Source organism: Halorubrum sp. (genome assembly GCF_046498025.1).
Lineage (GTDB): Archaea > Halobacteriota > Halobacteria > Halobacteriales > Haloferacaceae > Halorubrum.
The window spans coordinates 31,048-54,572 of record NZ_JAWOBM010000078.1 but is presented as its reverse complement, the minus strand read 5'-3'; the positions used below and the strand labels follow the sequence as shown (position 1 = coordinate 54,572).

Below are 23,525 nucleotides of genomic sequence, written 5' to 3'. Positions count from 1 at the left end.
CATGAGCGAACCACTACTCAGCGTCGAGAATCTCAAGACACAGTTCTTCACCGAAGACGGAACCGTGCGGGCCGTCGACGGCATCTCCTTCGACGTCTACGAGGGAGAGATCGTCGGGCTCGTCGGCGAGTCGGGGGCCGGAAAGTCGGTCGCCACGTCGAGTCTGCTCCGCCTCGTGGACAGCCCCGGCGAGATCGTCGGCGGCGAGATCACGTTCAAAGGCGAGACGATATTCGGCCTCGAAGAGGGGACGAACGGCGACCCTCAGCCCCGCGACGACATGCTCTCCGAGGAGGAGATGCGACGCCAGATCCGCGGCCGCGAGATCGCGATCATCTTCCAGGACCCGATGGAGTCGCTGAACCCTGTCTTCACCGTCGGCGGGCAGCTCCGCGAGTTCATCGAGATCAACCGCGACCTCTCCGAGGAGGAAGCCAGAGAGGAGGCGATAGACATGCTCCGCGAAGTGGGCATTCCCGCGCCGGAATCGCGGTACGACGAGTACCCGCACCAGTTCTCCGGCGGGATGCGACAGCGCGTCCTCATCGCGATGGCGCTCGCGTGTCGACCGGACCTCATCATCGCCGACGAGCCGACGACCGCGCTCGACGTCACCGTCGAAGGGCAGATCCTCGAGATGGTGGCGGATCTCCAGGAGAAGTACGACACGTCGTTCATCTGGGTGACACACGACATGAGCGTCGTCGCCGAGATCTGCGACCGCGTGAACGTCATGTACCTCGGGGAGATCATCGAGCACGCCGAGGTCGACGACCTGTTTTACGACACGAAACACCCGTACACGCAGGCGCTGCTCGACTCGATGCCGCGGCCGGACAAGACCGTCGAGGAGTTGGACCCGATCAAGGGGGTGATGCCGGAGGCGATCGACCCGCCGTCCGGGTGTCGGTTCCACTCGCGGTGCCCGCACGCGCGGGAGGTGTGCCGCGAGGTCCATCCCGAGCCGCGGGACCTCTCCGACGAGGGCGAACCGATGCACAGCGCGGCGTGCGTGATGTACGACGAGTTCGACGTCGGGTACGAAGCGAGCCGCCCGATCGAGACGGAGGCGACAGGTGGCTTCTCCGCCGGCCTGACCGAGACGGAGGGCGACGAATGAGCGGCCTCGGCGACGACGAACCGCTGCTGCAGGTCCGGAACCTGTGCAAGTACTTCGACAACGACGGGGGGCTGTTCGGGGGGGTGACCGTCGATCGGGAGTTCCCGTTCGTCGCGCGCGACCCGTCGAAGGTCCGCGCGGTCGAGGACGTGAGCTTCGACATCAAGAAAGGCGAGACGCTCGGGCTCGTCGGCGAGTCCGGCTGCGGGAAGTCGACGCTCGCCCGGACGGTGCTCCGGCTGCTCGAACCGACGTCGGGCAGCGTCTACTTCAAGGGAGAGGACCTCGCGACCATCTCCGGCGAGCCGCTGCGACGGAAGCGACAGGACATGCAAATGATCTTCCAGGACCCACAGTCCTCGCTGGACCCCCGCATGAAGGTCGGTCCCATCGTCGAAGAGCCGATGCAGGCGCACGGGATGCTCGACGAGGAGGGGCGCGAGGCCCGCGCCAAAGAGCTGTTGGAGAAGGTGGGCCTCGATCCGCAGCACTACAACCGGTACCCGCACGCCTTCTCCGGGGGGCAGCGCCAGCGGGTGAACCTCGCGCGGGCGCTGTCGGTGAATCCCGATTTCATCGTCTGTGACGAGCCCGTCTCGGCGCTGGACGTCTCCATCCAAGCGCAGGTGCTCAACACGATGCAGGAACTGCAGGCGGAGTTCGACCTCACGTACCTGTTCATCGCCCACGACCTGAGCGTCATTCGGCACATCTCCGACCGCGTCGCCGTCATGTACCTGGGGCAGATGGTGGAGCTCGCCGACAAGGAGGAGCTGTTCGAGAATCCGCGGCATCCGTACACGCGGGCGCTGCTCGATGCGATCCCGGTGCCCGATCCGCGGAGCGCGGGTCGGACGGGGCTGCTGACCGGCGACGTACCCTCGCCGATCGACCCGCCCTCGGGGTGTCGGTTCAGGACGCGTTGCCCGGTGTTGATCCAGCCGGCGGAGTTCGAGATGACGGAGTCCGAGTGGGCGGACGTCGTCGCGTTCCAGCGGGCGGTGAAGCGACGGGCCTTCGAGACGACGGACCGCGGAGAGATCCGACGGCGCTACTTCGAGGACGTGCCGGCCGGCGACGCCGGCACGCTCGTCGAGGACGCGTTGAGTTACATCGCGGAGGAGCGGTGGGACGAAGCGGAGGACCTCCTCACGGAGTCGTTCGCCGACGCCAGCGTCTGTGCGACCGACGAGCCGGCGTACGAGGTGGCTCCCGTCCACGGCGACGGCCGCCACTACACCGCCTGTCACCGGGTTCGCGACGAGGCGATCGCCGCGGGCGCGGCCGCCGACCTCGACGCGCCCGGGAGCGGCGCGGTCGGAGAGGCCGGCGCGGACGACTGAAGCGGGCGAAGAGAGCCGGAGCGACGGTCAGCGGATCCGTATCTCCACGGCGTCTTCGTGGTGCGACCGTCGGTCGGCGACACAGAGGAAGGCGGAGACGGTGTGGTCGCCGCTGTCGGCGGGCTCCGAGCGGTCGAGGCCGTCTGCGTTCTCGCGACGGAAGCGGCCGTTCCACGTCGCGGTGGCGGTCTTCGTCTCGCCCGCGCGGAACGAGAGGGCCGTGGACTCCTCGCGGACGTACCGTCGCTCGTCCGTCCCCTCGAGAACGCCGTCGACCGCCCACCCCCACGGGCGACGAGTCGGCGTGACGACTTCGACCGGGAGCGGAAGCCGGTTGTGGAGCCGGACGGTGATTTCGACGGGCTCGCCCGGGTCGTACGCGTCGCGGTCCGTGCTGACGTCGACGGCGACCGCACGGCGCGCGAGCCCACGAGGGACGAACCGCGAGACCGCCGCGGAGAGGTAGTTGGTGGTCTCGTCGAAGCCGGTTCTGTCGTCGGAGTCGCCGTGTCGTCGGTGGACCATCGTCGGGTCGGGGATTACGCGCCGTCGATCGAGGCGATCTCCATCAGCGGGTAGCCGTCGGACATCGTCATCCGGGTGCGGACGGTGACGCCCTCGTGTTCGATCCGCATCTCGACGTCCATGAGCGAGCCGGTGAGTTCGGTGTAGCCGTTCTCGTGGTCGATCGCGTCGGCGACGCGGTCGTCGTGGATCGCGACGGTCACCGACTCGCAGAACGGCTGGTTCTCGATCGACTCCGCCATCGCGGCCTCCAGGCTCCGCGCGCTCGACGGGCTGACGGGGGTCCCCGCGAACTGGTGGTACAGCGAGCCGAACTTGATCCCGGCCTCGAAGCACGCCTGCTGGGCGTCGGTTGCCATGTCCGTACTGCGGCGGCGCCGGCCTAAGAGGCTTCGGAGGGTCCCGCCTCGGAAGCGCCGGAACGCCCGGTGACCCCGTCGTTGGCCACCTCCGCCATCCCGAGCGGTTCGATTCCCGTCTCCTCGAGGTACCGCTCGAGCCGCGGGACCCTGTCGGCGAAGTCCGCTGGGTCGTGGGAGTCGGTGCCGACGACGAACCTGACGCCGCGGTCGCGAAACGCCTCCACGAGGGGGTCGGTCGGATGAAAGAGGTCGAACTCGCCCCGGTCCCCGGCTCGGCCGGCGTTGATCTCCGGGACGGTCCGGGAGGCGGCGCAGGCGGCCGCGACTCGGTCCCGGTGGGCCGCCGTGGTGAGCCCGCGGAGCGCGGGGTGGTTCTCGACGAGGTCGGCGTGCGCGAGCACGTCGAACAGCTCGGATTCGACGAGGGAGACGACCGCGTCGTAGTAGTCGTCGACGAACGCCCGGCGCTCGGCGTCGCTCGCGTCCGCGAACGACTCGAACGGAAACACCTGCTTGCCGGCGACGTAGTGGACGCTCCCGATCGCGTAGTCGAAGCCGGCCTCGTCGAGGAACTCGTCGATCGCGGCCTCCAGTCCGGGCTCGTAGTCCATCTCGACCGCGTCGTAGATCGCGAGGTCGGTGCGGTCGGCGACGATCGAGAGCGCCGTCCGACGGCGGGCGTAGGTGCGATCGAAGTTGCGGTTCCACAGCAGGCGCTCGTCGCGCCAGGCCTCGCTCAGGCTGCAGTGGTCCGTGAACCCGACCGCGTCGAGCCCCGCCGCCTCGGCGGCGTCGACCATGAGCGGGATCCCGGACCCGTCCGAATAGGACGTGTGCGCGTGGACGTCGACAGTCACTTCCGAACGGAGGGGCCCGAGCGGCCTAAGCCCGTCGCAGGAGCGACGGAGCGGGGCGACGCCCGCCGAACCCCGGCGCGTCGGAACCGAAGCCGTTTGGTTCGGGGGCCGGGATCGCTTCGTATGAACACGCTTCGCGTGGCCGGCGGACGAGTGCTTCGACCGGACGGCTCCGTGACCGACTCGGACGTGACGGTCGACCGCGACGCGGGGACGATCCTGGCGGTCGGCGACGAGACGGCGACCGCCGCCGACGGGGACGTCCCGGTGACCGCCGAGGACACCCTCGACGCCGCGGGGTCGCTCGTGATCCCCGGACTCGTCAACGCCCACACGCACGTCGCGATGACGCTGCTCCGCGGGTACGCAGACGACAAGCCGCTGGACGCGTGGCTCCGGGAGGACATCTGGCCGGCGGAGGCCGAGCTGACGCCCGACGACATCGAGGCCGGCGCCGCGCTCGGCGCGCTGGAGATGATCCGCTCCGGGACGACCGCGTTCGCGGACATGTACTTCGCGATGGACCGGGTGGCCGACGTCGTCGACCGCGCCGGCCTGCGCGCACGGCTCGGACACGGCGTCGTGACGGTCGGGAAAGACGAGGCCGACGCCCGCGCCGACGTCGAGGAGAGCCTCGAGATCGCCCGCGAGCTCGACGGGGCCGCTGACGGTCGGATCCGGACCGCGTTCATGCCGCACTCCCTGACGACGGTGAGCGAGGGGTTCCTGCGCGAGGGGATCGCGGCGGCGCGCGAGGCGGGCGTGCCGGTCCACCTCCACGCGAACGAGACGGAAGACGAGGTCGACCCGATCGTCGAAGAGCGCGGCGAGCGCCCGATCGCGTACGCGGCCGACCTCGACGCGCTCGGCCCGGACGACTTCTTCGCGCACGGCGTCCACGTCGACGACTCCGAGATCGGCCGGCTCGCCGAGGCGGGGACCGCGGTCGTCCACTGTCCGGCCTCGAACATGAAGCTCGCCAGCGGGATGGCCCCCGTCCAGCGGCTCCGCGACGCGGGCGTCACGGTCGCGCTCGGCACCGACGGCGCGGCCTCGAACAACGACCTGGACGTCTTCGACGAGATGCGCGACGCGGCCATGCTCGGGAAGCTCGCCGCGGACGACGCCGCGGCGGTCCCGGCCGAGGCCGTCGTGGAGATGGCGACCGCGGCGGGCGCGGAGGCACTCGGCCTCCCGGGCGGTCGGATCGAGCCGGGCGCGGCCGCCGACCTCGCCGTCGTCGACCTCGACGCCCCGCACCTCACGCCCGTCCATGACCCCGTCTCGCACCTCGCGTACGCGGCTCGCGGGAGCGACGTCCGGCACACGGTCTGTGACGGCGAGGTCCTCATGCGCGACCGCGAGGTCCTGACGCTCGACGCCGAGGCGGTCCGGGAGGGGGCGGCCGACGCCGCGGCCGACCTCGTCGACCGCGTCGGCGAGTAGCGACCGCGTCGACGAGTAGCGACCGGGGGTCGACGAGCAACGCCCGACGGTCGGCGAGTAGCGACCGCCCGTCGAGAAGTAGCGACCGGGGGTCCCGACCCAGCGCGCCCGAGCCGCGGACCCGACCGGATCGACACGGGTTCGGTTCGATTAACCGCCGATCCCGCACTCGATCCCCAAACGACCGATACAGCGCCGGAAACCCGGATAAAATTCGGTTAAATCCGGCTTAATCGAACTCCCTTTTTATGTGGTAACGGCGGCTGTACCCGAGTGGACATGAAAGGACGCACGACAGCAGTTCTACTGGTCGCGGTCGTCGCGCTCGGCGCGATGACCGGCATCGCTGCCGCCGACGGCGACCTCGCGGTGTCGGTCGACGACACCGGCGACGAACCCGTGGTCAACGTGACCGACAACGGCACCGCAGTCGAGAACGCCACCGTCAACGTGAGCGTCGTCGACGCGGAGAACGAATCGTACGCGGGAACGGGCGAGTACGAGACGGACGCGAACGGGACCGTCGCTCTCCCCGCGCCCGAGGAGGACGTGACGGTGAACGTCACCGCCGCCTCCGATAACGAGACCGCGTCCGCCGAGAACGTCCCGCTCGAGGCCCCCGCCGACGGCCTCGCGCTCGACGTCTCGAACACCAGCGGTGAGCCCGTCGTCACGGTGACCGACAACGACACCGCGGTCGAGAACGCCTCGGTGAACGTCACCACCGCCGACGGGCAGAACGCCACCTACGACGGCGAGGGCAGCTACGACACCGACGAGAACGGCACCGTCACCCTCGTCGCCGCCGACGAGAACGTCACGATCGACGTGACCGCCGAGCACGAGAACGCATCCGCCACCGCGACGGCCGACCTCACCGCCAGCGAGGAGGGCGAGGAGGATCAGCCGTTCGGCCTGCAGGTCCAGGAGTTCATCGAGAGCCTACAAGACCGTGAGGGCGGCATCGGCGCCGCCGTCTCGGACTTCGTGACGGAGAACAACCCGGGTAACGCGCCCGACCACGCGGGCGGCCCGAACGACGCGGCCGGTAACGCGAGCGACGCTTCCGGTAACGAGAGCGACGCGCCCGGCAACGCCCCGGACCACGCGGGCCAGGGTAACGACGGCGAGCAGGGTCCGCCGGACCACGCCGGTAACGGCGACGACGCCGACGGCGAGACCGAAGACGGCGCCGAAACCGCGGATGACGAGGACGAAGGAGACGACGATGACGACGACAACGGTGCCGGGAACGGCAACGGCAACCGTAACGGGAACGGCAACGGTCCGAATAACTGACGACCGGACGACGCCGCAACCGACGCGCGAACGACGCCGCAACCGACGCGCGAACGACGCCGCAACCGACGTGCAGGCGGTGCAGTTTCCTTTTCGACGCGTTTCGACGTGACCCGGTGTCGGCAGGGTTTAGTGCGCCGTGAGCGAACCGACTGGTATGAGCGAAACCGCGTATCCGCCGGTGTCGAAGCACCTCTCGGACGTCGAAGCGGCCCGAGAGGAGGGGCGCCGGAAGATGGACTGGGCGCTCCAGCACATGCCGATCCTGAACGCGCTCCGCGAGGAGTTCGTCGAGGAACAGCCGCTCGCCGGCGAGACGATCGCGATGGCGATGCACGTCGAGGCGAAGACGGCGAACCTGGTCGAACTGCTGGCCGAGGGGGGCGCCGAGGTGGCGATCACCGGGTGTAACCCGCTCTCGACCCACGACGACGTGTCGGCCGCGCTCGACACCCACGAGTCGATCACCTCCTACGCGGTCCGAGGCGTCGACGACGACGAGTACTACGACGCGATGCACGCCTGCATCGCCCACGACCCCACCATCACGGTCGACGACGGGATGGACATGGTGAAGCTCGTCCACGAGGAGTACCCCGACCTGATCGACTCCATCGTCGGCGGCGCCGAGGAGACGACCACGGGCGTCCACCGCCTGCGCGCGATGGACGCCGACGGCGAGCTCAACTACCCCGTCTTCGCCGTGAACGACACGCCGATGAAACAGCTGTTCGACAACGTCCACGGCACGGGCGAGTCGTCGCTCGCGACCATCGCGATGACGACGAACCTCTCGTGGGCCGGCAAGAACGTCGTCGTCGGCGGATACGGCCAGTGCGGGAAGGGCGTCGCGAAGAAGGCGTCCGGCCAGAACGCGAACGTCATCGTCTGCGAGGTCGACCCGCGGAAGGCCCTCGAAGCCCACATGGAGGGGTACGAGGTGCTGCCGATGATCGAGGCCGCGAAGAAGGGCGACGTGTTCATCACGACGACTGGCAACCGCGACGTGATCACCCGCGAGCACTTCGAGCAGATGCAGGACGGCGTGCTGCTGGCCAATGCCGGCCACTTCGACGTCGAAGTGAACCTCGACGACCTCGACGACCTCGCCGTCGACCGCTACGAGGTCCGCGACGGCGTCGAAGGGTTCGAGATGGCGGACGGCCGCGTCCTCAACGTCCTCGCGGAGGGACGGCTCGTCAACCTCGCCGCGCCCATCTCGCTGGGGCACCCGGTCGAGGTGATGGACCAGAGCTTCGGCGTACAGGCCGTCGTCGTCCGCGAGCTGGCCGAAAACGGCGGCGAGTACGGGCCGGGCGTCCACGACGTGCCCGACGCGCTCGACCGCGAGGTCGCCGAGATCAAGCTCGCGGCGGAGGGCGTCGAACACGACGCGCTCACCGACGAGCAGCGCGAGTACATGGGCAGCTGGGAGCACGGTACCTGATCGGGCTCGACGAGACCCGGAGCGTCGACTGGACCGGTCGCGGCCCGCCCCCGTCCGCCGGACGCACCGGGTCCGACCGGCTTTAGTGCGGCGCGGCCGTACCGTTTCTATGAACCTGACGGCGGTGCTTCACAGCGGATTCGGCGCGGCGATCCTGGCGGGAGTCCTCGTCTCGGACACGACGCTCCGCGTCGCGGCCTTCGGGCTCGGCGCGGTCCTCTTCGTCGCCGGGATCGCGGTGTCGCGGCGCGGCGACGGGAGCGACGCCGCGTAGGACCGGTGGCGGCACGACGCCGACGAGACAGTGTGACGCCGACGAAACAACGTGACGCCGACGGATCGGGGTCCGAGAGGACCCCGCGCGCCCTTTTTCAGCGACGACCGCCTACGGCCTCCAGTGACAGTCACGAGCGTCCACGACCCGAGCCACCGCGAGGCCCTCTGGGAGCTCGAGGACGCCTTCGAGCGCGGCGACCTCGTGAGCGTCTTCGGGCGCTGTACGGTCAGCTACGAGGGCCGGGCCGCCTCGGACCTCGGGGCGGGCGACCGACTCCTCGTCTTGAAGCCCGACGGGGCCGCGCTCGTCCACACCGACGAGGGACGCCAGCCCGTCAACTGGCAGCCGCCCGGGTCGGAGCACCGCGCCGCGGTCCGCGAGGGGCGGCTCCGGGTGCGCTCGAGGCGAATGAACCCCGACGAGACGCTCACCGTCCGCTTCGAGCGGGTCCACCAGCTCTCGGCGATGGCGGTCACCGGCGGGCGCGACCTCAGCCTCCACGGGAGCGAGGAGGACCTTCGGACCCGCATCCTCGAACGTCCAGAGCTCGTCGAGCCGGGGTTCGAGCCGAGGGAGATCGAGCGTCCCTCGAGCGCCGGCCCGATGGACGTGTTCGGCGTCGACGCCCACGGCAACCCGGTCGTCGTCGAGCTGAAGCGCCGGCGCGTCGGTCCGGACGCGGTGGGGCAGCTCGCGCGATACGTCCGCGCGCTCCGCGAGGAGCTGGGGATCGAAGAGGCGGACCGCGACAGCGACGAAGCCCCCCTCGTCCGGGGTATCCTCGTCGCGCCCTCGATCACAGATCGAGCCGCAGAGCGGCTGGCGGACCGGGGGTTCGACCACGTCGCGCTCGAGCCGACGCCCGAGGAGTGAGTCGGTGGCTGCCGGAAAATGGGCCGTCGACGCCGAAGAAACGAGTGGCCGACGCCGCCGTATCGAAGGGTTTATCGCCGCAGCGCGGGCTACATCGGGCAAGTAGCCATGTCTGACAAACCCGCCTCCATGTACCGGGAGATCGACAAGCCGTCGTACACCCGGCGCGAGTACATCACGGGTATCCCCGGATCGAAGATCGCCCAGCACAACATGGGCGACCTGTCCGCGGAGCCCGACGACTACCCCGTCCAGATCAGCCTCCGCGTCGGAGAGGAGCTCCAGATCCGCCACGGTTCGCTGGAGAGCGCGCGCCTCTCGGCGAACCGCCACCTGATCAAGGAGCTCGGCGAGGGCAACTACAAGATGACGCTCCGCAAGTTCCCCCACCAGGTCATCCGGGAGAACAAGCAGGCGACCGGCGCCGGCGCGGACCGCGTCTCCGACGGAATGCGGCAGGCGTTCGGGAAGCCGGTCGGCACCGCCGCCCGCCTGAACAAGGACGACATCGTCTTCACCGCGTACTGCGACGTCGAGCAAGCGCCCGTCGTGAAGGAAGCGTTCCGCCGCGCGTACAACAAGCTCTCGCCGCCGTGCCGGATCACGGTCGAGCGCGGCGAGAAGCTCCTCGTCTCGTAGACGCTCCGGTCTTTTTCGAGGCGCGGTTTTCACGGCCCCCAGCCGCGCGGCCACGCGAACAGTCACCGAGGCGCAACCCGCCGTGGACGAGTCCGGGACTGCGAACCCGCCGCACGGCGAGCCGAACCCCTGAAATACCTTCCTCGCGTACCGACGGGCAGTGTCACAGCAGTTGGCCGAGGTCGAGACGCTGTTCCTCCACGAGGCGCGGAGCGACTACACCGTCGTCGCGAACCGGGACGGGAACCGCGTGCTCCGCGGGCGGCTCGAACTGAAGGAGACCTCCGCGGGCCCGCGTCCGGGGAAGTTCCGCGTGCTCCGCGACGGCGAGGACCACCCTCGCCAGCCCGACGAGTTCGTCGACCTCGCCCGCGCGGCCGGCCGGATCCGCATCTCCGAGCAGACGTCCCCGGAGAACCGGGCGCGGCTGGAGGCGATGCTCGACGGCTACCAGCTGGAGGCGGTGGCCGTCCGGACCTGTCGGCGCTGTGCGAACGACGGTCGGTACGGACCGATAACGAGCGAGTCCGCGATAGAACACAACGACGAGCTCATCTGCCGCGACTGCGCCCGCCGAGAGCTGGAGCGAGAGCTCTCTTATAAGGGCGAGTTCACGGGCGCCGCCGAGGAGCGGTTGGAGGAGCTGCTGTACGAGTCCGGCGACCTGGACCGGATCGTCAACCTCCTGCAGGGCGGGCTCGATCCCGACCTCACCAAGTACGACGAGGTCTCCGCCAACGTCGACGACGTGAGTCCGGTGCGGACCGAGGACCTCAACCTCCACCCGGACCTCTCCGCGCACCTCCAGGGCCGATTCGAGGAGCTGTTGCCGGTCCAGAGCCTCTCGGTACGGAACGGCCTCCTAGACGGCGACGACCAGCTCGTCGTGAGCGCGACCGCGACGGGGAAGACGCTGGTCGGCGAGCTGACCGGGATCGACCGCGCGCTGAAAGGGGAGGGGAAGCTCCTCTTTCTGGTCCCGCTCGTCGCGCTCGCCAACCAGAAGCACGAGGACTTCACGGACCGCTACGGGGACCTCCTGAACGTCTCGATCCGCGTCGGCTCCTCGCGGGTGAACGACGACGGGAACCGCTTCGACCCGAACGCCGACGTGATCGTCGGGACCTACGAGGGGATCGACCACGCGCTCCGGACCGGCAAGGACCTGGGCGATGTCGGCACCGTCGTCATCGACGAGGTCCACACGCTGAAGGAGGGCGAGCGGGGCCACCGGCTCGACGGGCTCATCTCCCGGCTGAAGTACTACAGCGAGGAGCGGATGCGGACTCACGAGGGGTACGACGGCACCCAGTTCGTCTACCTCTCCGCGACGGTCGGGAACCCGGAGTGGCTCGCCGAGAAGCTCCGGGCGACCCTGATCGAGTACGAGGATCGACCCGTCCCCATCGAGCGACACGTCACCTTCGCGGACAGCCGCGAGAAGGCGCAGATCGCCGACAAGCTCGTGAAACGCGAATTCGACACGAAGTCCTCGAAGGGGTACCGCGGCCAGACGATCATCTTCACGAACTCGCGACGGCGCTGCCACGAGATCAGCCGGAAGCTCCGGTACGACTCCGCGCCGTACCACGCCGGCCTCGACTACAAGCGCCGGAAGACGGTGGAACGGCAGTTCGGGAACCAGGACCTCTCGGCGGTCGTCACCACCGCGGCGCTCGCCGCCGGGGTCGACTTCCCCGCCTCGCAGGTGATCTTCGACTCGCTGGCGATGGGGATCGAGTGGCTCTCCGTCCAAGAGTTCTCCCAGATGCTGGGGCGCGCCGGGCGTCCGGACTATCACGACCGCGGGCGCGTCTACCTCCTGGTCGAGCCCGACGGCGTGTACCACAACTCCATGGACCGCACCGAAGACGAGGTCGCGTTCACGCTGCTCAAGGGGGAGATGGAGGACGTCGCGACCCACTACGACGAGGCGGCCGCCGTCGAGGAGACGCTGGCGAACATCGTCGTCGCGGGCAAGAAGGCCAAGCGACTCAACGACCGGATGATCGGCGAGGTGCCGACAAAGCACGCGATCGGGAAGCTGCTGGAGTGGGAGTTCATCGACGGCTTCTCGCCGACGCCGCTGGGCCGGGGCGTCACCAGGCACTTCCTCGCGCCCGACGAGGCGTTCTTCATCCTCGACGCGATCCGGAAGGAGACGGACCCGTACCAGATCGTCGCCGATCTCGAGCTGCGCGACGACGAGGAGTGACCGGGTCGTCGCGAGGAGTCCGCGGTCGAACGCGACGTACCCGCGCAACGAAACGCTTTAGCGGCCGATGCGGCTAGACGTAGACGCGGGACCGTGGGTTAGTGGTATACTTCGGGCCTTGGGTGCCCGTGACCCCGGTTCGAATCCGGGCGGTCCCATTCTGCTGCTGCGAGCACGCTCGCGAGCAGCAGCAGGCGGAGCGGATTCGAAGCAGGGAGCGGAACGGAGTGGAGCGACTGAGGTTCGAATCCGGGCGGTCCCACTTTCCCGGCGCGAGCAACACTGCGAGCGCCGCAGCGGTGAACGGATTCGAACCCTACCGGACGCGCGCAGCGACGAAAGAGCGAGCACGTTCGGGTTCGGTTCGAATCCGGGCGGTCCCACTTTCCCGGCGCGAGCAACACCGCGAGCGGAAGGAGAAAGTAGTCCGGGCGGTGTGCAGAACGACACGGCGACGGCAAGATCGACGCCGACCCGTCTGCCGCCTTTCGAAATCCTTTTGTCCGGAATCGGCGTTGGTCCGAGTGCGAGCCGCCTTAGCTCAGACTGGGAGAGCACTCGACTGAAGATCGAGCTGTCCCCCGTTCAAATCGGGGAGGCGGCATATTTCGAAACGGTGAGCGGAGCGAGCCGTCGAGAAAACGACGTCGACAACGTTCGTGAGCGTCGGCTGAAGATCGAGCTGTCCCCCGTCCCCGCGAGCGTAGCGAGCGGGGTACAGTGAGGCGACCGCAGGGAGTCTCACGCGTTTCAAATCGGGGAGGCGGCATATTTCTGTGGCCGACAACGCGAACGAGCGGAGCGAGTGAGCCGTCGGCCACGAATCTGCATCCCCGAGCCGGTTTGCGCACGGAAGTCGCGCGCAGCGAAGCGAGCACGTCTTCCGGAGTTCAAATCGGGGAGGCGGCATATTTCGAGGCGGTGAGCGGAGCGAGCCCTCGAGAAACCGACGTCGACAACGTTCGTGAGCGTTCTACCGCGACGGACGACATGACCGCCCGGTCGCGAGTTCGTGTTGCGTCGGCGAGGAGTCCCGATTCCAGTCGTTCGAAGTCAGGGTCGTCTATCGGTTCGCGAGGGCGTCGATTCGCCGCCGTCTCGGGCCGAGATCGCTGCGAGGCTCCTCACCGATACGAGGGGTGCTCGCCGCCGTACTCGAAGGAGTCATGCAGGTCTCGAAGGTCCGGGTGATCCGCTTGCAGTCGCCGGCGTGCAGTTTCGCCCAGCTCGTCGACGGTGGTGGCGCGATATACCGCCTCGCGGACCCCCATCCACTCCTCGTGGCGGTAGAAGCAGACGGTTGGGACCGAGTCGAGGTCGAGGAGCTTCGCGATCGAGAGGCGGTGGGAGCCGTCGACGAACAGCGGCTCCCCGTCGCGCGCGATGTCGATCGCGATCTCGTCTCTGATCGCCTGCGGAAACCGCTTCGTTTCGGCTCCACTCGTTACGCGGTCCCGCTGGGTGTCGTAGCCGGTCTCCGATATCTCCTGGTAGAGGTCGTCGTACTTCGTCCAGTAGTCGAGGATCTCCTCTCGGTCCTCGCCGGCCCTGCTCGTCCCGCCGTTCTCGACCGTTTCGATCTTCCGGAGGAGGAACTCCGTCTCCCCCCACTGGACGCCGTCGACGAAGTGGGCACGGAACGCTTCAAACTCCAGTCGATCCTCGAACGATGGCGGGTGCCGGTACTCCTCGGAGGGCCGGTCCCAGTCGCCGTCTGCGACGCGACCGCACAGCCGCCATCCCCCCTGCCAAGGGGGGTACTCCCGGTTCGAGTGACGGACGATGTCGTCCGGGTCGACCCAGAGGACCCGAAACGGATCGGTCGGCACGTCGTACCCGTCGACGTCCCTGGTCGCGCGCCAGCGGTAGTACCGGGACGCGAGCGTCCAGTACGTCTCCGGTGAGCACGCTCGGAGACAGCCTCCTTCGGCCGTCCGTTCGGCAGTTCGGATCGCCAGGGATCGCGGGCCGTCCTCGCGCAGGCGGCTCCACGCTGCTTGCCAGGTCGATCCCATCTGTCGCACTACCCTACTACATCGAGTTTGAAAAATAGTGGTCACCACGCGGGAGCGGACGACCGACCAGTGGCGTCGTCGAGCCGCGGTCGAGAGCCGCGTTGCGAGCACGTCTTTCGGAGTTCAACTCGGGGAGGCGGCGTATTCTGAGTCCGCGAGCGTAGCGAGCGGCGAAGAAACGTCGCCGAGTCGATTTGCGCACGGAAGTCGCAGCGCGCGAACGGAGTGAGCGCGACCGTCTTTCGGAGTTCAACTCGGGGAGCCGACTGCGTGATCCGGTCCACGTCTCGTTCCGCTAGGACTGGTGTGGCAACCGATGGAAGACAGGCTTTTGCAGGTTCTTCACGAAAGAACGGTATGAATCGCAGATACCTCCTCGCTCTGGGGGGAGTCACTACCGTCGGTGTGCTTGCCGGCTGTGCCGGTGACGACGACGGTAACGGGGCTGATCCCGAGAACGCGGGAGTAGTGACGGTAACGGTGGACGAAGACACCGTCGACGCGGCGTTCGATCGTATCACGACAACAATCGAGGAAAACGAGAATCTGGGCCTCGTAGCGGAACTCGACCACAGCGCGAACGCCGCGGGAGTAGATATGGAGTTGCCGCCGGCGCGAGTGGTGTTCTTCGGTAACCCGGAGCTCGGGACACCACTGATGCAGAGCTCTCCGCGGGCGGGACTCGACCTCCCTCAACGGATGCTCGTCTGGGAGGACAGCGACGAGGTCAAGGTCACATACAACGATCCGGAGTATATTGCCGCCCGCCATGGCATCGATGATCGGGACGAGATTCTCGAGAACATCGCCGACGCACTCGAAGCGCTTGCGACCGACGAGATGTGATTGCCCGGTGCTGGGCGAGGAATCTATTCCGTTCGGGATCAAAACCCGGAGTCTGCCTGTGATTGAACCGGTTGCTGTCAGTAGAGCGCGTTCCGGTCACCGGAACCCCGCTCGGTACATGGTAGCTGGCGGGGCACTGTAGCACAGCACTCGAGAGAACCGTCAGAGTGCGAGTCCGTCCCCGGGATCGAGTGAGATTCGAAGCGCGCAGCGAGGCGACCGTTTCGAACCACCATGTGAGCCGGAGGTCCGATCATCATCCACGAAACGAGAGGGCCCCATAAGCGACGATTACCCGTCGACGGTACCCAGTAGAGAGGCGAAGAGAACAAGCGGCGCTCGCCGTGTTCGACGTCGCCGATCGACGGGTGGAGGAGCGGGTTCACGAGAGACGTCTCACGTTTGGCTCGCTACGTCGGTGATAACTTTAGCCGATAGTGTCAGTTCGAGGTCTGGAAGATGACTCCACGAACCGTCGCGTCCGGTCTAACGTCCCGTCGGGCGATACTCAAATCGGGCGGAGCAGTTGCCATTGGTAGCCTCTATGGGATAGGCAGCGTCGCCGCCAGTTCGTCCGGTACGGTGAGCGTACTGACCCAGAATCTCTTCCTCGGAGCAGCGCTTGCGCCTGCGTTGGAAGCGGAGACGGAAACCGAGTTCGAGAAGACGGCCGAAAGCATCTACCGGAACGTCCTCGAAAGCCGTTTGGATCTGCGGGCCCGAGCGTTGGCGGACGAGGTCGCCGACATCGAGCCGGACGTGATCGGGCTGCAGGAGGCCGCCCGTTTCGCGGAGCGAGACGGCGAGTCGACGACCCGTGATTATTTTCACATGTTTGCCGATGCACTCGAAGAGGAAGGGTTGTCGTACACCGAACGCGCTTCTGTCAAGACGTTCGACGCCGAATTTCCGGTCACGAGCGGCTCGGCTCCCGATCGGGTTCGATTTTCGAACCGCGATGTGATCCTGGCTCGCGAGGGGGTGGAAACGAGCGCGGCCGACGCGGGCACGTACTACGCGGGAAGCAGGGAGTTCGGCGTCGGGCGTGGATACTGCTCGACCACCGTAGAGGGGGCGTTTACCTTCGTCAACACCCACCTATCTCCCCCGCGGGTCCCCGTTCTTCAATTCAGTCAAGCGTCGGAGCTATCGGCGCGCTTTCGCGATCCACCGACCGTCCTCGTCGGGGATTTCAATAGCGGTCCGAACACGTCCTCCGCACCGGCGTACGACGTCCTGACGAACCGCTACACCGACGCGTACGCCGCAGCGAATCCGGACGAGAAGGGGTACACGTGCTGTCAGGAACCGACGCTCACCAACGAGGAGTCGACGCTGGACCGTCGAATCGATCACGTCTTCACACGAGGGGACGTGAAAATCCGTGGAGCCGAACGCGTTGTGGACGATCAGACCGCTCGCGTCGAGGGACGGTGGCCGTCTGACCACGCGGGAGTCACTGCGGAACTGGAACCGCCGTGATCACGGCGGTGTGCGACCGGACGGGTCAGAGAGGTCGAGCGGGCTGGGTGACGAGCGTCCCCGCGGCTGCACGGCCTTTCATCTCACGCTTCGGGCACCCTCAGCCTTCACGGAGCGCTCAGGCCGTAGCGTAGCGGATGAGTCGTGTCGTAATCCCGAACTCGGAGTGCGTCGCCGATAAGGCAGGGTTACGGACGATCGTTCGCTGGCAGGCTGATACAGCGGAACATAACAATACCTGAGCGGGATCAACGTGTGGTCGATGGGAGACCAGTCACGAGCCTATCGTGATCCGGATCACGGTTCCCGGTGACGCGGCTGTGCTCGGACGCAACCTATCGCGGCAACACCAAATCACAATGAACCCTCCGTCACTCAAAGAGCAGCTCGGCACGGACGAGTCCAGTATAGATGATCAGATGAAGGAAGCCATAACCGATGCCTTTTCGTCGAACGATAAGGTCATCGAGATCAGGCCCGCGAAACGGTCGAAAGGGATGGGACTGAAGACCCTCCTGCTGTTGGGAGCGGGGGCGATCGGATTCGCCTACTGGATCCGGAACTCCCAGAGGCCGGACGACCTTGTCGAGGGTGTAAAACAGAAGACGGCCGACCGGATCCACCGGACCGCAGAGAGTATCGAGAAGGGGAGCGAGACCGCGTCCGAACGGATCGAAGAGGGCTCAGAGCGAGCCAGCGAGGCGGTTCAGGAAGCCGGCGAAAAGGCTTCAGAAAAGGCCGAAGAAGCCAGCGGAAAAGCCTCAGAAAAGGCCGAAGAGGCCGGCGAAAAGGCTTCAGAAAAGGCCGAAGAAGTCAGCGGAAAAGCCTCAGAAAAGGCCGAAGAAGCCGGTGAAAAGGCTTCAGAAAAGGCCGAAGAGGCCGGCGAGAAGGCGGCAGAACAGACTGAAGAAACCGGCGAAGAGGTCGTAGAGAAGATGGTGGAAAGCGGCGAGAAGGCGGCAGAACAGACTGAAGAAGACGACGAGGAATCAGCAGAACAGACTGAAGAAGACGACGAAAACTCGTCGGACGAGACCGACAGCGCCGGCGGTTCCGCGGGGTCGTAATCTCGCTACCGCTCACGACCGGTGACTGTGCCTCGGATCGATAGACTACTTTTTATCGATCCCGCGAGAGCCCTTGATCATGCTCCTGGCTCTGATCGCGGGTTCGGACGGCGACGGCGACAGAGGCGGAACGAGGGGTCCGCGACGATGACGCTCGACAGGTTTCGGGCGATATCGAACCGGGCCATCACCCCGTTCGTCTCCGTCGCCGACCGCCTCGGGCTGTCACCGAACGCGGTGACCGTCGGGTCCATGGGGGTCGCCGTCGCCGCCGCGGTCGCCCTGGCGATCGCCGGAGACGATCCGTCGTGGTACCTGCTGGGCGGTGCGTTAGTGCTGTTCAACGGCTTTCTGGATCTGCTCGACGGGGCCCTCGCTCGCCAGACCGACAGCGCGACCCCGGAAGGGGACTTCCTGGACCACCTCGTCGATCGCTACGCCGACGTGGTGATACTCGGCGGGGTCGTGGCGGGAGTCGGACGCTACGATATCGGCTTCGTCGCGATCGTCGGTATCCTGTTGAACGCCTACGTGGGCACGCAGGCCCAGGCCGTCGGGCTGGGTCGGATGTACGAGGGGCTCGTTACGCGGGTCGAGGTTCTGCTCCTCATCGGGGGAGTGAGCATCGCCGCCGTGTGGGTCCGGGGGGAGTACTTCGGGTTGACGATCGTCGGATGGCTTATCGTCTTCTTTATGATCGCGAGCAACGCCACCGCGCTCCAGCGGGCGGTCCTCTCGTGGCGGCAGCTTCGAGACCGGGAGTGAGTGCGGAGAGACGGTCTCCGTCCCGGCCTCCTCGCGCAGCCGCCGCGCGTTCGCCAGTCGCTCGACGGTGAGCGACTGGGAAATCAGAGCTCGCGCTTCCGTGCGGAGACCACGTCGGTTTCGAGCGGGACGGCGTTCGTGATGTTGTCCAGCAACGGCGACGTGGCTTCGACGCGTTCCCGGAGTTCGGCGAGTTCCTCGTCCGACGCGTCCGCGTCGATGTAGGCGGTGCAGGTCACCGCGTTGTACCCGGCACGGACGTCTTCGGAGATCCCGAGGAATCCCCGGAGGTCGACGTCGCCTTCGAGTTCGAATCGGAGGTCGTCGAGTTCGATACCCATGGCGGCGGCGTTGGCCGCGTAGCCGACGCTCAGACACGACCCGAGAGCGGCGAGCAGGAGCTCGACCGCGTTCGGTGCCGCCCGCTCACCGAGGATCTGCTCCGGCTCGTCGCCCTCGATGTGGAACTCTTGGGTGTGAATCTGTTCGCCTGCTTGATCGAAATCGTCGATCACCGTGACGGACTGCAGGCCGTCGGTCCATTCGGTTTCCGCACGGAACCGGAACTGACCGCCCTCCGGTTCGTCCGTGATCGTTTCGACCGCCTGGCCGAGTTGTTCCACGTCTACGCCGTTTGTGATTGACATGCTATTTCGTACCTCGTCGAGTACCGAGAGGTGTCGAGCAGACATGTAGTCATCTCGTGACGTTCGGTCACCCACTGACCGCCGAGCAGGTGGTGCAACGGTCACTCTGAGAAATGGATCGGCACTCGAGAGGGAGCGGCAGCGGATCTCTCGATTATCGATACCGTCACTTCGCGACTAGTTCGAGGGTGTGCGGTCGCGCCTCGCGTCGGGAGGAATCGTACGTCGATTCCGCCCACTCGCGGAGCGCCGGCGCGTCGGTATCGATTAGTGCGCGTACCGTGCCGCTGTCCTGGCCGTAACAACTGATCGCGACGCGGTCGTCGAGCAGACCGATTCCGTACGCGGGGAGCTCGTCATGCTCGAGAATCGTGAAGTTGTCCCGTTGCACCATCTCCGAGCTTCGGTCCGGGTACGTCGAGAGGAAGTACGCGTGGCACGCTGGTCGGTCGATCAGCGTCATCTCCACGCCGTCGTCGACCAGTTGGTAGAGAACGTCGAAACAGGGATCCATCAGCGCGACTTCGGGGCGAAGAAACCGTAACGTGGTCGTGTTCCGGAGAAGCGACTCGAATCGATCCACCGGACAGTACGGGGAATCGGGTTCGGCGACGGTGATGGTCAGTTCCGACCAGGTGTCGAACGGGAACTCGCTGATTGCGTCGGGGAGGTACGACCAGACGTAACGCAGCGTTCGCTCGGTTTCGACTCGTTCGATCAGGTCCTCCATCCCGGATGCGATCGCCTCCCCGAGTCGCGTCGCCGCGTACTCGTGTCCGTCTTTGCGGACCCAGCTCCGGTCGTCGAATTCGCTCAGCGTCCGCCGCATCGTGGAGGACGAGACGTCGGTCAGCTCACAGAGCGCTGACCGGCGCAGTGGTCGCTCGGTCAGCGCGACGAGCGTCGGGACGCGGTGGTTGGCACGCACGAGATACGATATATCGCCGATCGGTGAACCGCCGTTATAGTGTCCCATGGTAACATGTAACAACTTGAACGTACGCTGAGCAGCGTTATAACGATTGCGTCAGCGAGCGCGGCAGGCAGCGAAGGATCGACGGCGAGCCACGTCGTTGTTCAGTGTCGTCTCGTCTCGAAGAGCCGGGAGAACGCTCATTAGCCGGCAGTCGCTATCCACACGGATGAGCGACGACGTCGACATCGGTGCCGCCTCTCCGGTCGACCGGGCCGGGTCGTTCGCCCGACGAAAGCGGTCTCTCGGTCGCGTGATGGGCGCGATCTACGCGGTCGCGGGCGTGACGCACTTCCTCGCGCCGGAGTCGTTCGCCCGGGTCGTCCCGCCCGGCTTTCCGCGGCCGCGGGCGCTCGTCTACCTCTCCGGAGTCGCGGAGGTACTTTTCGGGCTCGGGATGCAGTTCGACCGGACGCGACGCGCGTCGGCGTGGGGACTCGTGGCGCTGCTGGTCGCCGTCTTCCCGGCGAACGTCTACATGGCGACCGACGACGTGGCGGCCGAGTTCGCTCCCGGCCGTCTCGCCGGCGCCGCCCGGGCGGCAGCGTGGGCGCGCCTACCGGTTCAAGCCGTGCTGGTGCTGTGGGCGTGGTGGCACACGCTCCCGGAATCCGGGTCCGGAAGCGACGACGGCAACCCCGAGCCGAGTTGATCAGACGGGTCGTGGGACCGGGCGATGAGGCCGACCGTCGGCCGCTACCGAATCGACGCTGATTTTGAATCACGCCAACCACGGCACCCTCGCGCGTTCGTACTTAACTCGTCGTTCGAACGGGTATTGACCGCTGTTTTCGGCGAACTTATGCGGTATCGGTCGGATATGTGATGGTGAGACATGGCAAGAAAATTCGTTCGAACCTCGGACGGAGCGCAGACGGGGGGGGTCGGTCGCCGACACACGCCATCGGTCGTGGCGGTAGCGTGCCGGAGGCGACGGTGACGCGCCATCAGCGCGAGCGAGAGAACGGCCGCCGATCCGAGCGCACCGGGCGGCGATGCCGATGAGCGGACCGACGAAGCGACCGATCGGCGACCCGCCGGAAGCGGGAGCGGCGCCGGATCCGGTCGACATCCCGTGGATCGACATCCACCAGCACACGCAGTCGCTGACGTGGAACGACCGCGAGAAATTCGATCTCAGCGGTGGGCAAGCTGCGGTCGCGATAGCGGCGGGGTACTACTGGGCTCCGTACCGGCCGGTGAGTTCCGACGACGTCCGGTTCCTCTGGGACGATGCGCTCCGACGGGCGGCCGCGTTCGATCACCGGCACTTCTACGACCAGTACGTCGCCGTCGGGATCCACACCTGGTCCCGGGTCGAGGACGCCGACGAGCTCCTCGCCGTGCTCCCCGAGTACTGCGAGGACGATCGGGTGATCGCCATCGGTGAGACGGGGATCGAATCGACTCAGCACACCGTGTCATGGCCGCTGGAGGGACAGAAGGAGGTCGTCCGCGAGCAGTTTCGCGTCGCGCGCGACACGGATCTTCCGGTGCTCGTCCACACGCCGGGGTCGAGCAAGGGCGACGTCGACCCGCGGCACGTCCAGAGCTACGAGGAAGGAAACCGCAATTTTACGGATCCGCTGTTATCCCCGGAAGACGCGAAAATGGAGGCCGTCGAGATGGACCTCGCGCTCGCCGACGAGGTGGGGCTGTCCGACGAGAAGCTCGTGATCGACCACGCCGGTCGGAGCGTCCGGGACTTCGTGTTAGAGAACACGGGCTGTTATCTCGCCTACAGCGTGAGTGCGCCGTGGCTGCGCGGTGTCGACGCCCGCGACGTCGCCGCAGCGATCGACGCACACGGGAGCGACCGGATCGTCGTCGACACGGACCTCATCGGCGCGATGGACAACGATCCGTTCGTCATGAAGCGGACGATCCTCGACCTGCTCCGCCTCGGTGTCGATCGCGAGGACGTCTCTCGGGTCGTCTACGAGAACCCACGAGAGATACTCGGTCTGGCGTAGGCACCGTCCGGGACCCGAATCCGAGGACCCGGGCTCGTTGCGCTCGCCGTTGTGTCGCATCAGGCGTCCGCCGAAGCGGTGGTCGACACGCTGTCAGTCGCCGTGTCAGGCCGTGCTGTGGGCGTGGTGGCACACGCTTCCGGGGCCGGGGCCGACGTCCGCCTCCGCGGCGATGCGAAGACGGAAGCGGCGACGGAGACGGGAAGCTACGTCCCGGAACGGAGCAGCGACGGAGACGGGGAGCTACGTCCCGGAACGGAGCGGCGCGGTGCAGCGGCGACAGTAGTTGAACCCCGGCTCGTTGGCCGCGCCGCACTTGGGACACGTCGTGCCCGGATCGGTCCGGTCGTCCGGGGCGTCCGGATCGTTCGCCTCCCCGCGGTCCGCACCGGAGCCGACCGGCGGCCGCCCTCCGTACTCCTGGTCTTCGGTGTACTTCTCCAGCTCCCCGGCCCGCCGACGACGCCGGCGGTCGCGGCCCTCGCGGACGATATCGCGGAGCACACGGAAGCCGAGCGCGAGCGCGAACAGCAGCAGCGCTCCCGCGATCGCGAGGTAGATCGGGCCGACGTCGATCATGCGAGCCCTACGGGCCGGAGGCTTAGGTATTGTGGGGTGATCACGCGGGGCACGGACCGTGGCGACGGTCGGTCAGTACCGCAGCGTGGCGTCGAGGATGCCGGCCGTCTGTCCGGCGCCGACGACCGCGAGCCCGACCGCGGTCCACGGCGGCGACGGCGCGACCGCGACCGCGACCGCGCCGGCGACGCAGCAGACGACGCCGGCGGCGTAGATCCGCGCGCCCGCCTCGACGCGGCGCCCGGTGTACGTGAACCCGAGCGCGGGGAGGAGCGCCCAGCCGAAGAGCGAGACGGCCAACAGGACGTCCGCCGGGACTCCGGCGTCGCCGCCGCGGAGGAGGAAGCCGGCGACGCCCGCGAGCGTCACGGGCGTGCCCGCGAGGATCACGAGTTTCCACGCCCGGAGCACGCCGGTCGCCATGTCGCGCCACGAGGCGACGACGAACGCGACGAGCAGGGCGCTCATGACGACGTGCGCGACGAACAGCGCGTGCGTCGAGACGACACCGAGCGTCGTCGCCGCGACGACGAGCCAGGCGGCGGGGACGAGCAGCGCCGGGCCGTTCGCTCTGATCGATCGGAACACGTCGGTCCGATCGCGGCGGCCGAATATAAACGTCCCTCCGGCGGCAGCGTGCTCGCAGAACCGCGTGATCAGTCGGTCGAACCGAAGCGACTTCGCAGTACGGTCACTGATCGTCCCGATAAATGCCGATAACAGAAACAAACGTCCGGCAACAGCCGTGGTAACTGTACACTCGCAATCCTTATGA

General features: G+C 67.2%; 23 protein-coding genes and 2 tRNA genes. 17 read left to right on the top strand and 8 right to left on the bottom strand.

Translation table 11 applies throughout. The features are described from left to right. Nucleotide 1: 1 nt before the first annotated feature. Entirely contained in the window at nucleotides 2–1,120 is a 1,119-nt protein-coding gene (locus tag R6U01_RS14310) for an ABC transporter ATP-binding protein (protein ID WP_410287119.1), read from the top strand. Further along, nucleotides 1,117–2,463, top strand: a complete 1,347-nt coding sequence (locus R6U01_RS14305; RefSeq protein ID WP_410287118.1) for an ABC transporter ATP-binding protein — start codon at nucleotides 1,117–1,119, stop codon at nucleotides 2,461–2,463. The genes R6U01_RS14310 and R6U01_RS14305 overlap by 4 nt, the downstream gene beginning before the upstream one ends. Before the next feature lie 27 nt (nucleotides 2,464–2,490). On the opposite strand, the gene R6U01_RS14300 is transcribed toward R6U01_RS14305, so the two are convergent. From R6U01_RS14300 to R6U01_RS14290, 3 genes are read right to left on the bottom strand one after another with little or no spacing between them, the layout of a single operon-like run. Beyond that, the gene (locus R6U01_RS14300; protein WP_410287117.1) at nucleotides 2,491–2,988 is read right to left on the bottom strand and encodes a hypothetical protein; all 498 of its coding nucleotides are present in this window, start codon (nucleotides 2,986–2,988) and stop codon (nucleotides 2,491–2,493) included. 14 nt (nucleotides 2,989–3,002) lie between these two features. Then, a complete protein-coding gene (locus R6U01_RS14295; protein WP_410287116.1) occupies nucleotides 3,003–3,347 on the bottom strand; it encodes a dihydroneopterin aldolase family protein in 345 nt (114 codons plus the stop codon). Between the two features lie 23 nt (nucleotides 3,348–3,370). Next, complete coding sequence (locus tag R6U01_RS14290; protein WP_410287115.1) at nucleotides 3,371–4,207, bottom strand: PHP domain-containing protein; 837 nt, start codon at nucleotides 4,205–4,207, stop codon at nucleotides 3,371–3,373. 123 nt (nucleotides 4,208–4,330) lie between these two features. Between R6U01_RS14290 and R6U01_RS14285 the strand changes: the two genes are divergently transcribed. From R6U01_RS14285 to R6U01_RS14245, 9 genes are all read left to right on the top strand, one after another. Beyond that, on the top strand, nucleotides 4,331–5,653 hold the full coding sequence (locus R6U01_RS14285; protein ID WP_410287114.1) for an amidohydrolase: 1,323 nt from the start codon (nucleotides 4,331–4,333) through the stop codon (nucleotides 5,651–5,653). A 279-nt stretch (nucleotides 5,654–5,932) separates the two neighbouring features. Further along, nucleotides 5,933–6,952, top strand: a complete 1,020-nt coding sequence (locus tag R6U01_RS14280) for a hypothetical protein (RefSeq protein ID WP_410287113.1) — start codon at nucleotides 5,933–5,935, stop codon at nucleotides 6,950–6,952. Between the two features lie 157 nt (nucleotides 6,953–7,109). After that, the gene (locus tag R6U01_RS14275; protein WP_410287112.1) at nucleotides 7,110–8,399 is read left to right on the top strand and encodes an adenosylhomocysteinase; all 1,290 of its coding nucleotides are present in this window, start codon (nucleotides 7,110–7,112) and stop codon (nucleotides 8,397–8,399) included. A 109-nt stretch (nucleotides 8,400–8,508) separates the two neighbouring features. Then, entirely contained in the window at nucleotides 8,509–8,673 is a 165-nt protein-coding gene (locus tag R6U01_RS14270) for a hypothetical protein (protein ID WP_410287111.1), read from the top strand. A gap of 123 nt (nucleotides 8,674–8,796) precedes the next feature. Beyond that, the gene (nucS, locus tag R6U01_RS14265) at nucleotides 8,797–9,549 is read left to right on the top strand and encodes an endonuclease NucS (RefSeq protein ID WP_410287110.1); all 753 of its coding nucleotides are present in this window, start codon (nucleotides 8,797–8,799) and stop codon (nucleotides 9,547–9,549) included. A gap of 108 nt (nucleotides 9,550–9,657) precedes the next feature. Further along, a complete protein-coding gene (locus R6U01_RS14260) occupies nucleotides 9,658–10,188 on the top strand; it encodes a 50S ribosomal protein L16 (protein WP_410287109.1) in 531 nt (176 codons plus the stop codon). Nucleotides 10,189–10,348: 160 nt separating this feature from the next. Beyond that, nucleotides 10,349–12,403 carry a DEAD/DEAH box helicase gene (locus tag R6U01_RS14255; protein WP_410287108.1) on the top strand — a complete coding sequence of 685 codons (2,055 nt, stop codon included), beginning with the start codon at nucleotides 10,349–10,351 and terminating at the stop codon, nucleotides 12,401–12,403. 87 nt (nucleotides 12,404–12,490) lie between these two features. Further along, nucleotides 12,491–12,561, top strand: a tRNA-Pro gene (locus tag R6U01_RS14250). Nucleotides 12,562–12,933: 372 nt separating this feature from the next. After that, nucleotides 12,934–13,007: transfer RNA gene (locus R6U01_RS14245), tRNA-Phe, on the top strand. 520 nt (nucleotides 13,008–13,527) lie between these two features. Here the strand turns inward: R6U01_RS14245 and R6U01_RS14240 are convergent. Continuing rightward, the gene (locus R6U01_RS14240) at nucleotides 13,528–14,418 is read right to left on the bottom strand and encodes a hypothetical protein (protein WP_410287107.1); all 891 of its coding nucleotides are present in this window, start codon (nucleotides 14,416–14,418) and stop codon (nucleotides 13,528–13,530) included. Nucleotides 14,419–14,775: 357 nt separating this feature from the next. On the opposite strand from R6U01_RS14240, the gene R6U01_RS14235 reads away from it, so the two are divergent. The 4 genes from R6U01_RS14235 to R6U01_RS14220 all read left to right on the top strand — a co-directional run bounded on the left by R6U01_RS14235 (nucleotide 14,776) and on the right by R6U01_RS14220 (nucleotide 18,578). Continuing rightward, the gene (locus R6U01_RS14235; protein ID WP_410287106.1) at nucleotides 14,776–15,264 is read left to right on the top strand and encodes a DUF302 domain-containing protein; all 489 of its coding nucleotides are present in this window, start codon (nucleotides 14,776–14,778) and stop codon (nucleotides 15,262–15,264) included. Between the two features lie 459 nt (nucleotides 15,265–15,723). Then, a complete protein-coding gene (locus tag R6U01_RS14230) occupies nucleotides 15,724–16,746 on the top strand; it encodes an endonuclease/exonuclease/phosphatase family protein (protein ID WP_410287105.1) in 1,023 nt (340 codons plus the stop codon). Between the two features lie 287 nt (nucleotides 16,747–17,033). Further along, nucleotides 17,034–17,813: a hypothetical protein gene (locus R6U01_RS14225; RefSeq protein ID WP_410287104.1), complete on the top strand. Its 780-nt coding sequence runs from the start codon at nucleotides 17,034–17,036 to the stop codon at nucleotides 17,811–17,813. Nucleotides 17,814–17,960: 147 nt separating this feature from the next. Next, nucleotides 17,961–18,578: a CDP-alcohol phosphatidyltransferase family protein gene (locus R6U01_RS14220; protein WP_410287103.1), complete on the top strand. Its 618-nt coding sequence runs from the start codon at nucleotides 17,961–17,963 to the stop codon at nucleotides 18,576–18,578. Between the two features lie 83 nt (nucleotides 18,579–18,661). Here the strand turns inward: R6U01_RS14220 and R6U01_RS14215 are convergent, their stop codons facing one another. Together R6U01_RS14215 and R6U01_RS14210 are read right to left on the bottom strand one after the other, a co-directional pair. Continuing rightward, the gene (locus R6U01_RS14215; RefSeq protein WP_410287102.1) at nucleotides 18,662–19,225 is read right to left on the bottom strand and encodes an OsmC family protein; all 564 of its coding nucleotides are present in this window, start codon (nucleotides 19,223–19,225) and stop codon (nucleotides 18,662–18,664) included. A gap of 166 nt (nucleotides 19,226–19,391) precedes the next feature. Continuing rightward, complete coding sequence (locus R6U01_RS14210; RefSeq protein WP_410287101.1) at nucleotides 19,392–20,201, bottom strand: helix-turn-helix transcriptional regulator; 810 nt, start codon at nucleotides 20,199–20,201, stop codon at nucleotides 19,392–19,394. 166 nt (nucleotides 20,202–20,367) lie between these two features. On the opposite strand from R6U01_RS14210, the gene R6U01_RS14205 reads away from it, so the two are divergent. Both R6U01_RS14205 and R6U01_RS14200 read left to right on the top strand, forming a co-directional pair. Continuing rightward, nucleotides 20,368–20,850 (top strand): DoxX family membrane protein, encoded by a 483-nt coding sequence (locus R6U01_RS14205; protein WP_410287100.1) that lies wholly within the window; start codon nucleotides 20,368–20,370, stop codon nucleotides 20,848–20,850. Nucleotides 20,851–21,199: 349 nt separating this feature from the next. Next, nucleotides 21,200–22,171 carry a TatD family hydrolase gene (locus tag R6U01_RS14200; protein ID WP_410287099.1) on the top strand — a complete coding sequence of 324 codons (972 nt, stop codon included), beginning with the start codon at nucleotides 21,200–21,202 and terminating at the stop codon, nucleotides 22,169–22,171. A 243-nt stretch (nucleotides 22,172–22,414) separates the two neighbouring features. On the opposite strand, the gene R6U01_RS14195 is transcribed toward R6U01_RS14200, so the two are convergent. Both R6U01_RS14195 and R6U01_RS14190 read right to left on the bottom strand, forming a co-directional pair. Then, a complete protein-coding gene (locus R6U01_RS14195; RefSeq protein ID WP_410287098.1) occupies nucleotides 22,415–22,750 on the bottom strand; it encodes a zinc ribbon domain-containing protein in 336 nt (111 codons plus the stop codon). Between the two features lie 72 nt (nucleotides 22,751–22,822). After that, nucleotides 22,823–23,338 (bottom strand): hypothetical protein, encoded by a 516-nt coding sequence (locus tag R6U01_RS14190; RefSeq protein WP_410287097.1) that lies wholly within the window; start codon nucleotides 23,336–23,338, stop codon nucleotides 22,823–22,825. Between the last annotated feature and the right edge of the window lie 187 nt (nucleotides 23,339–23,525).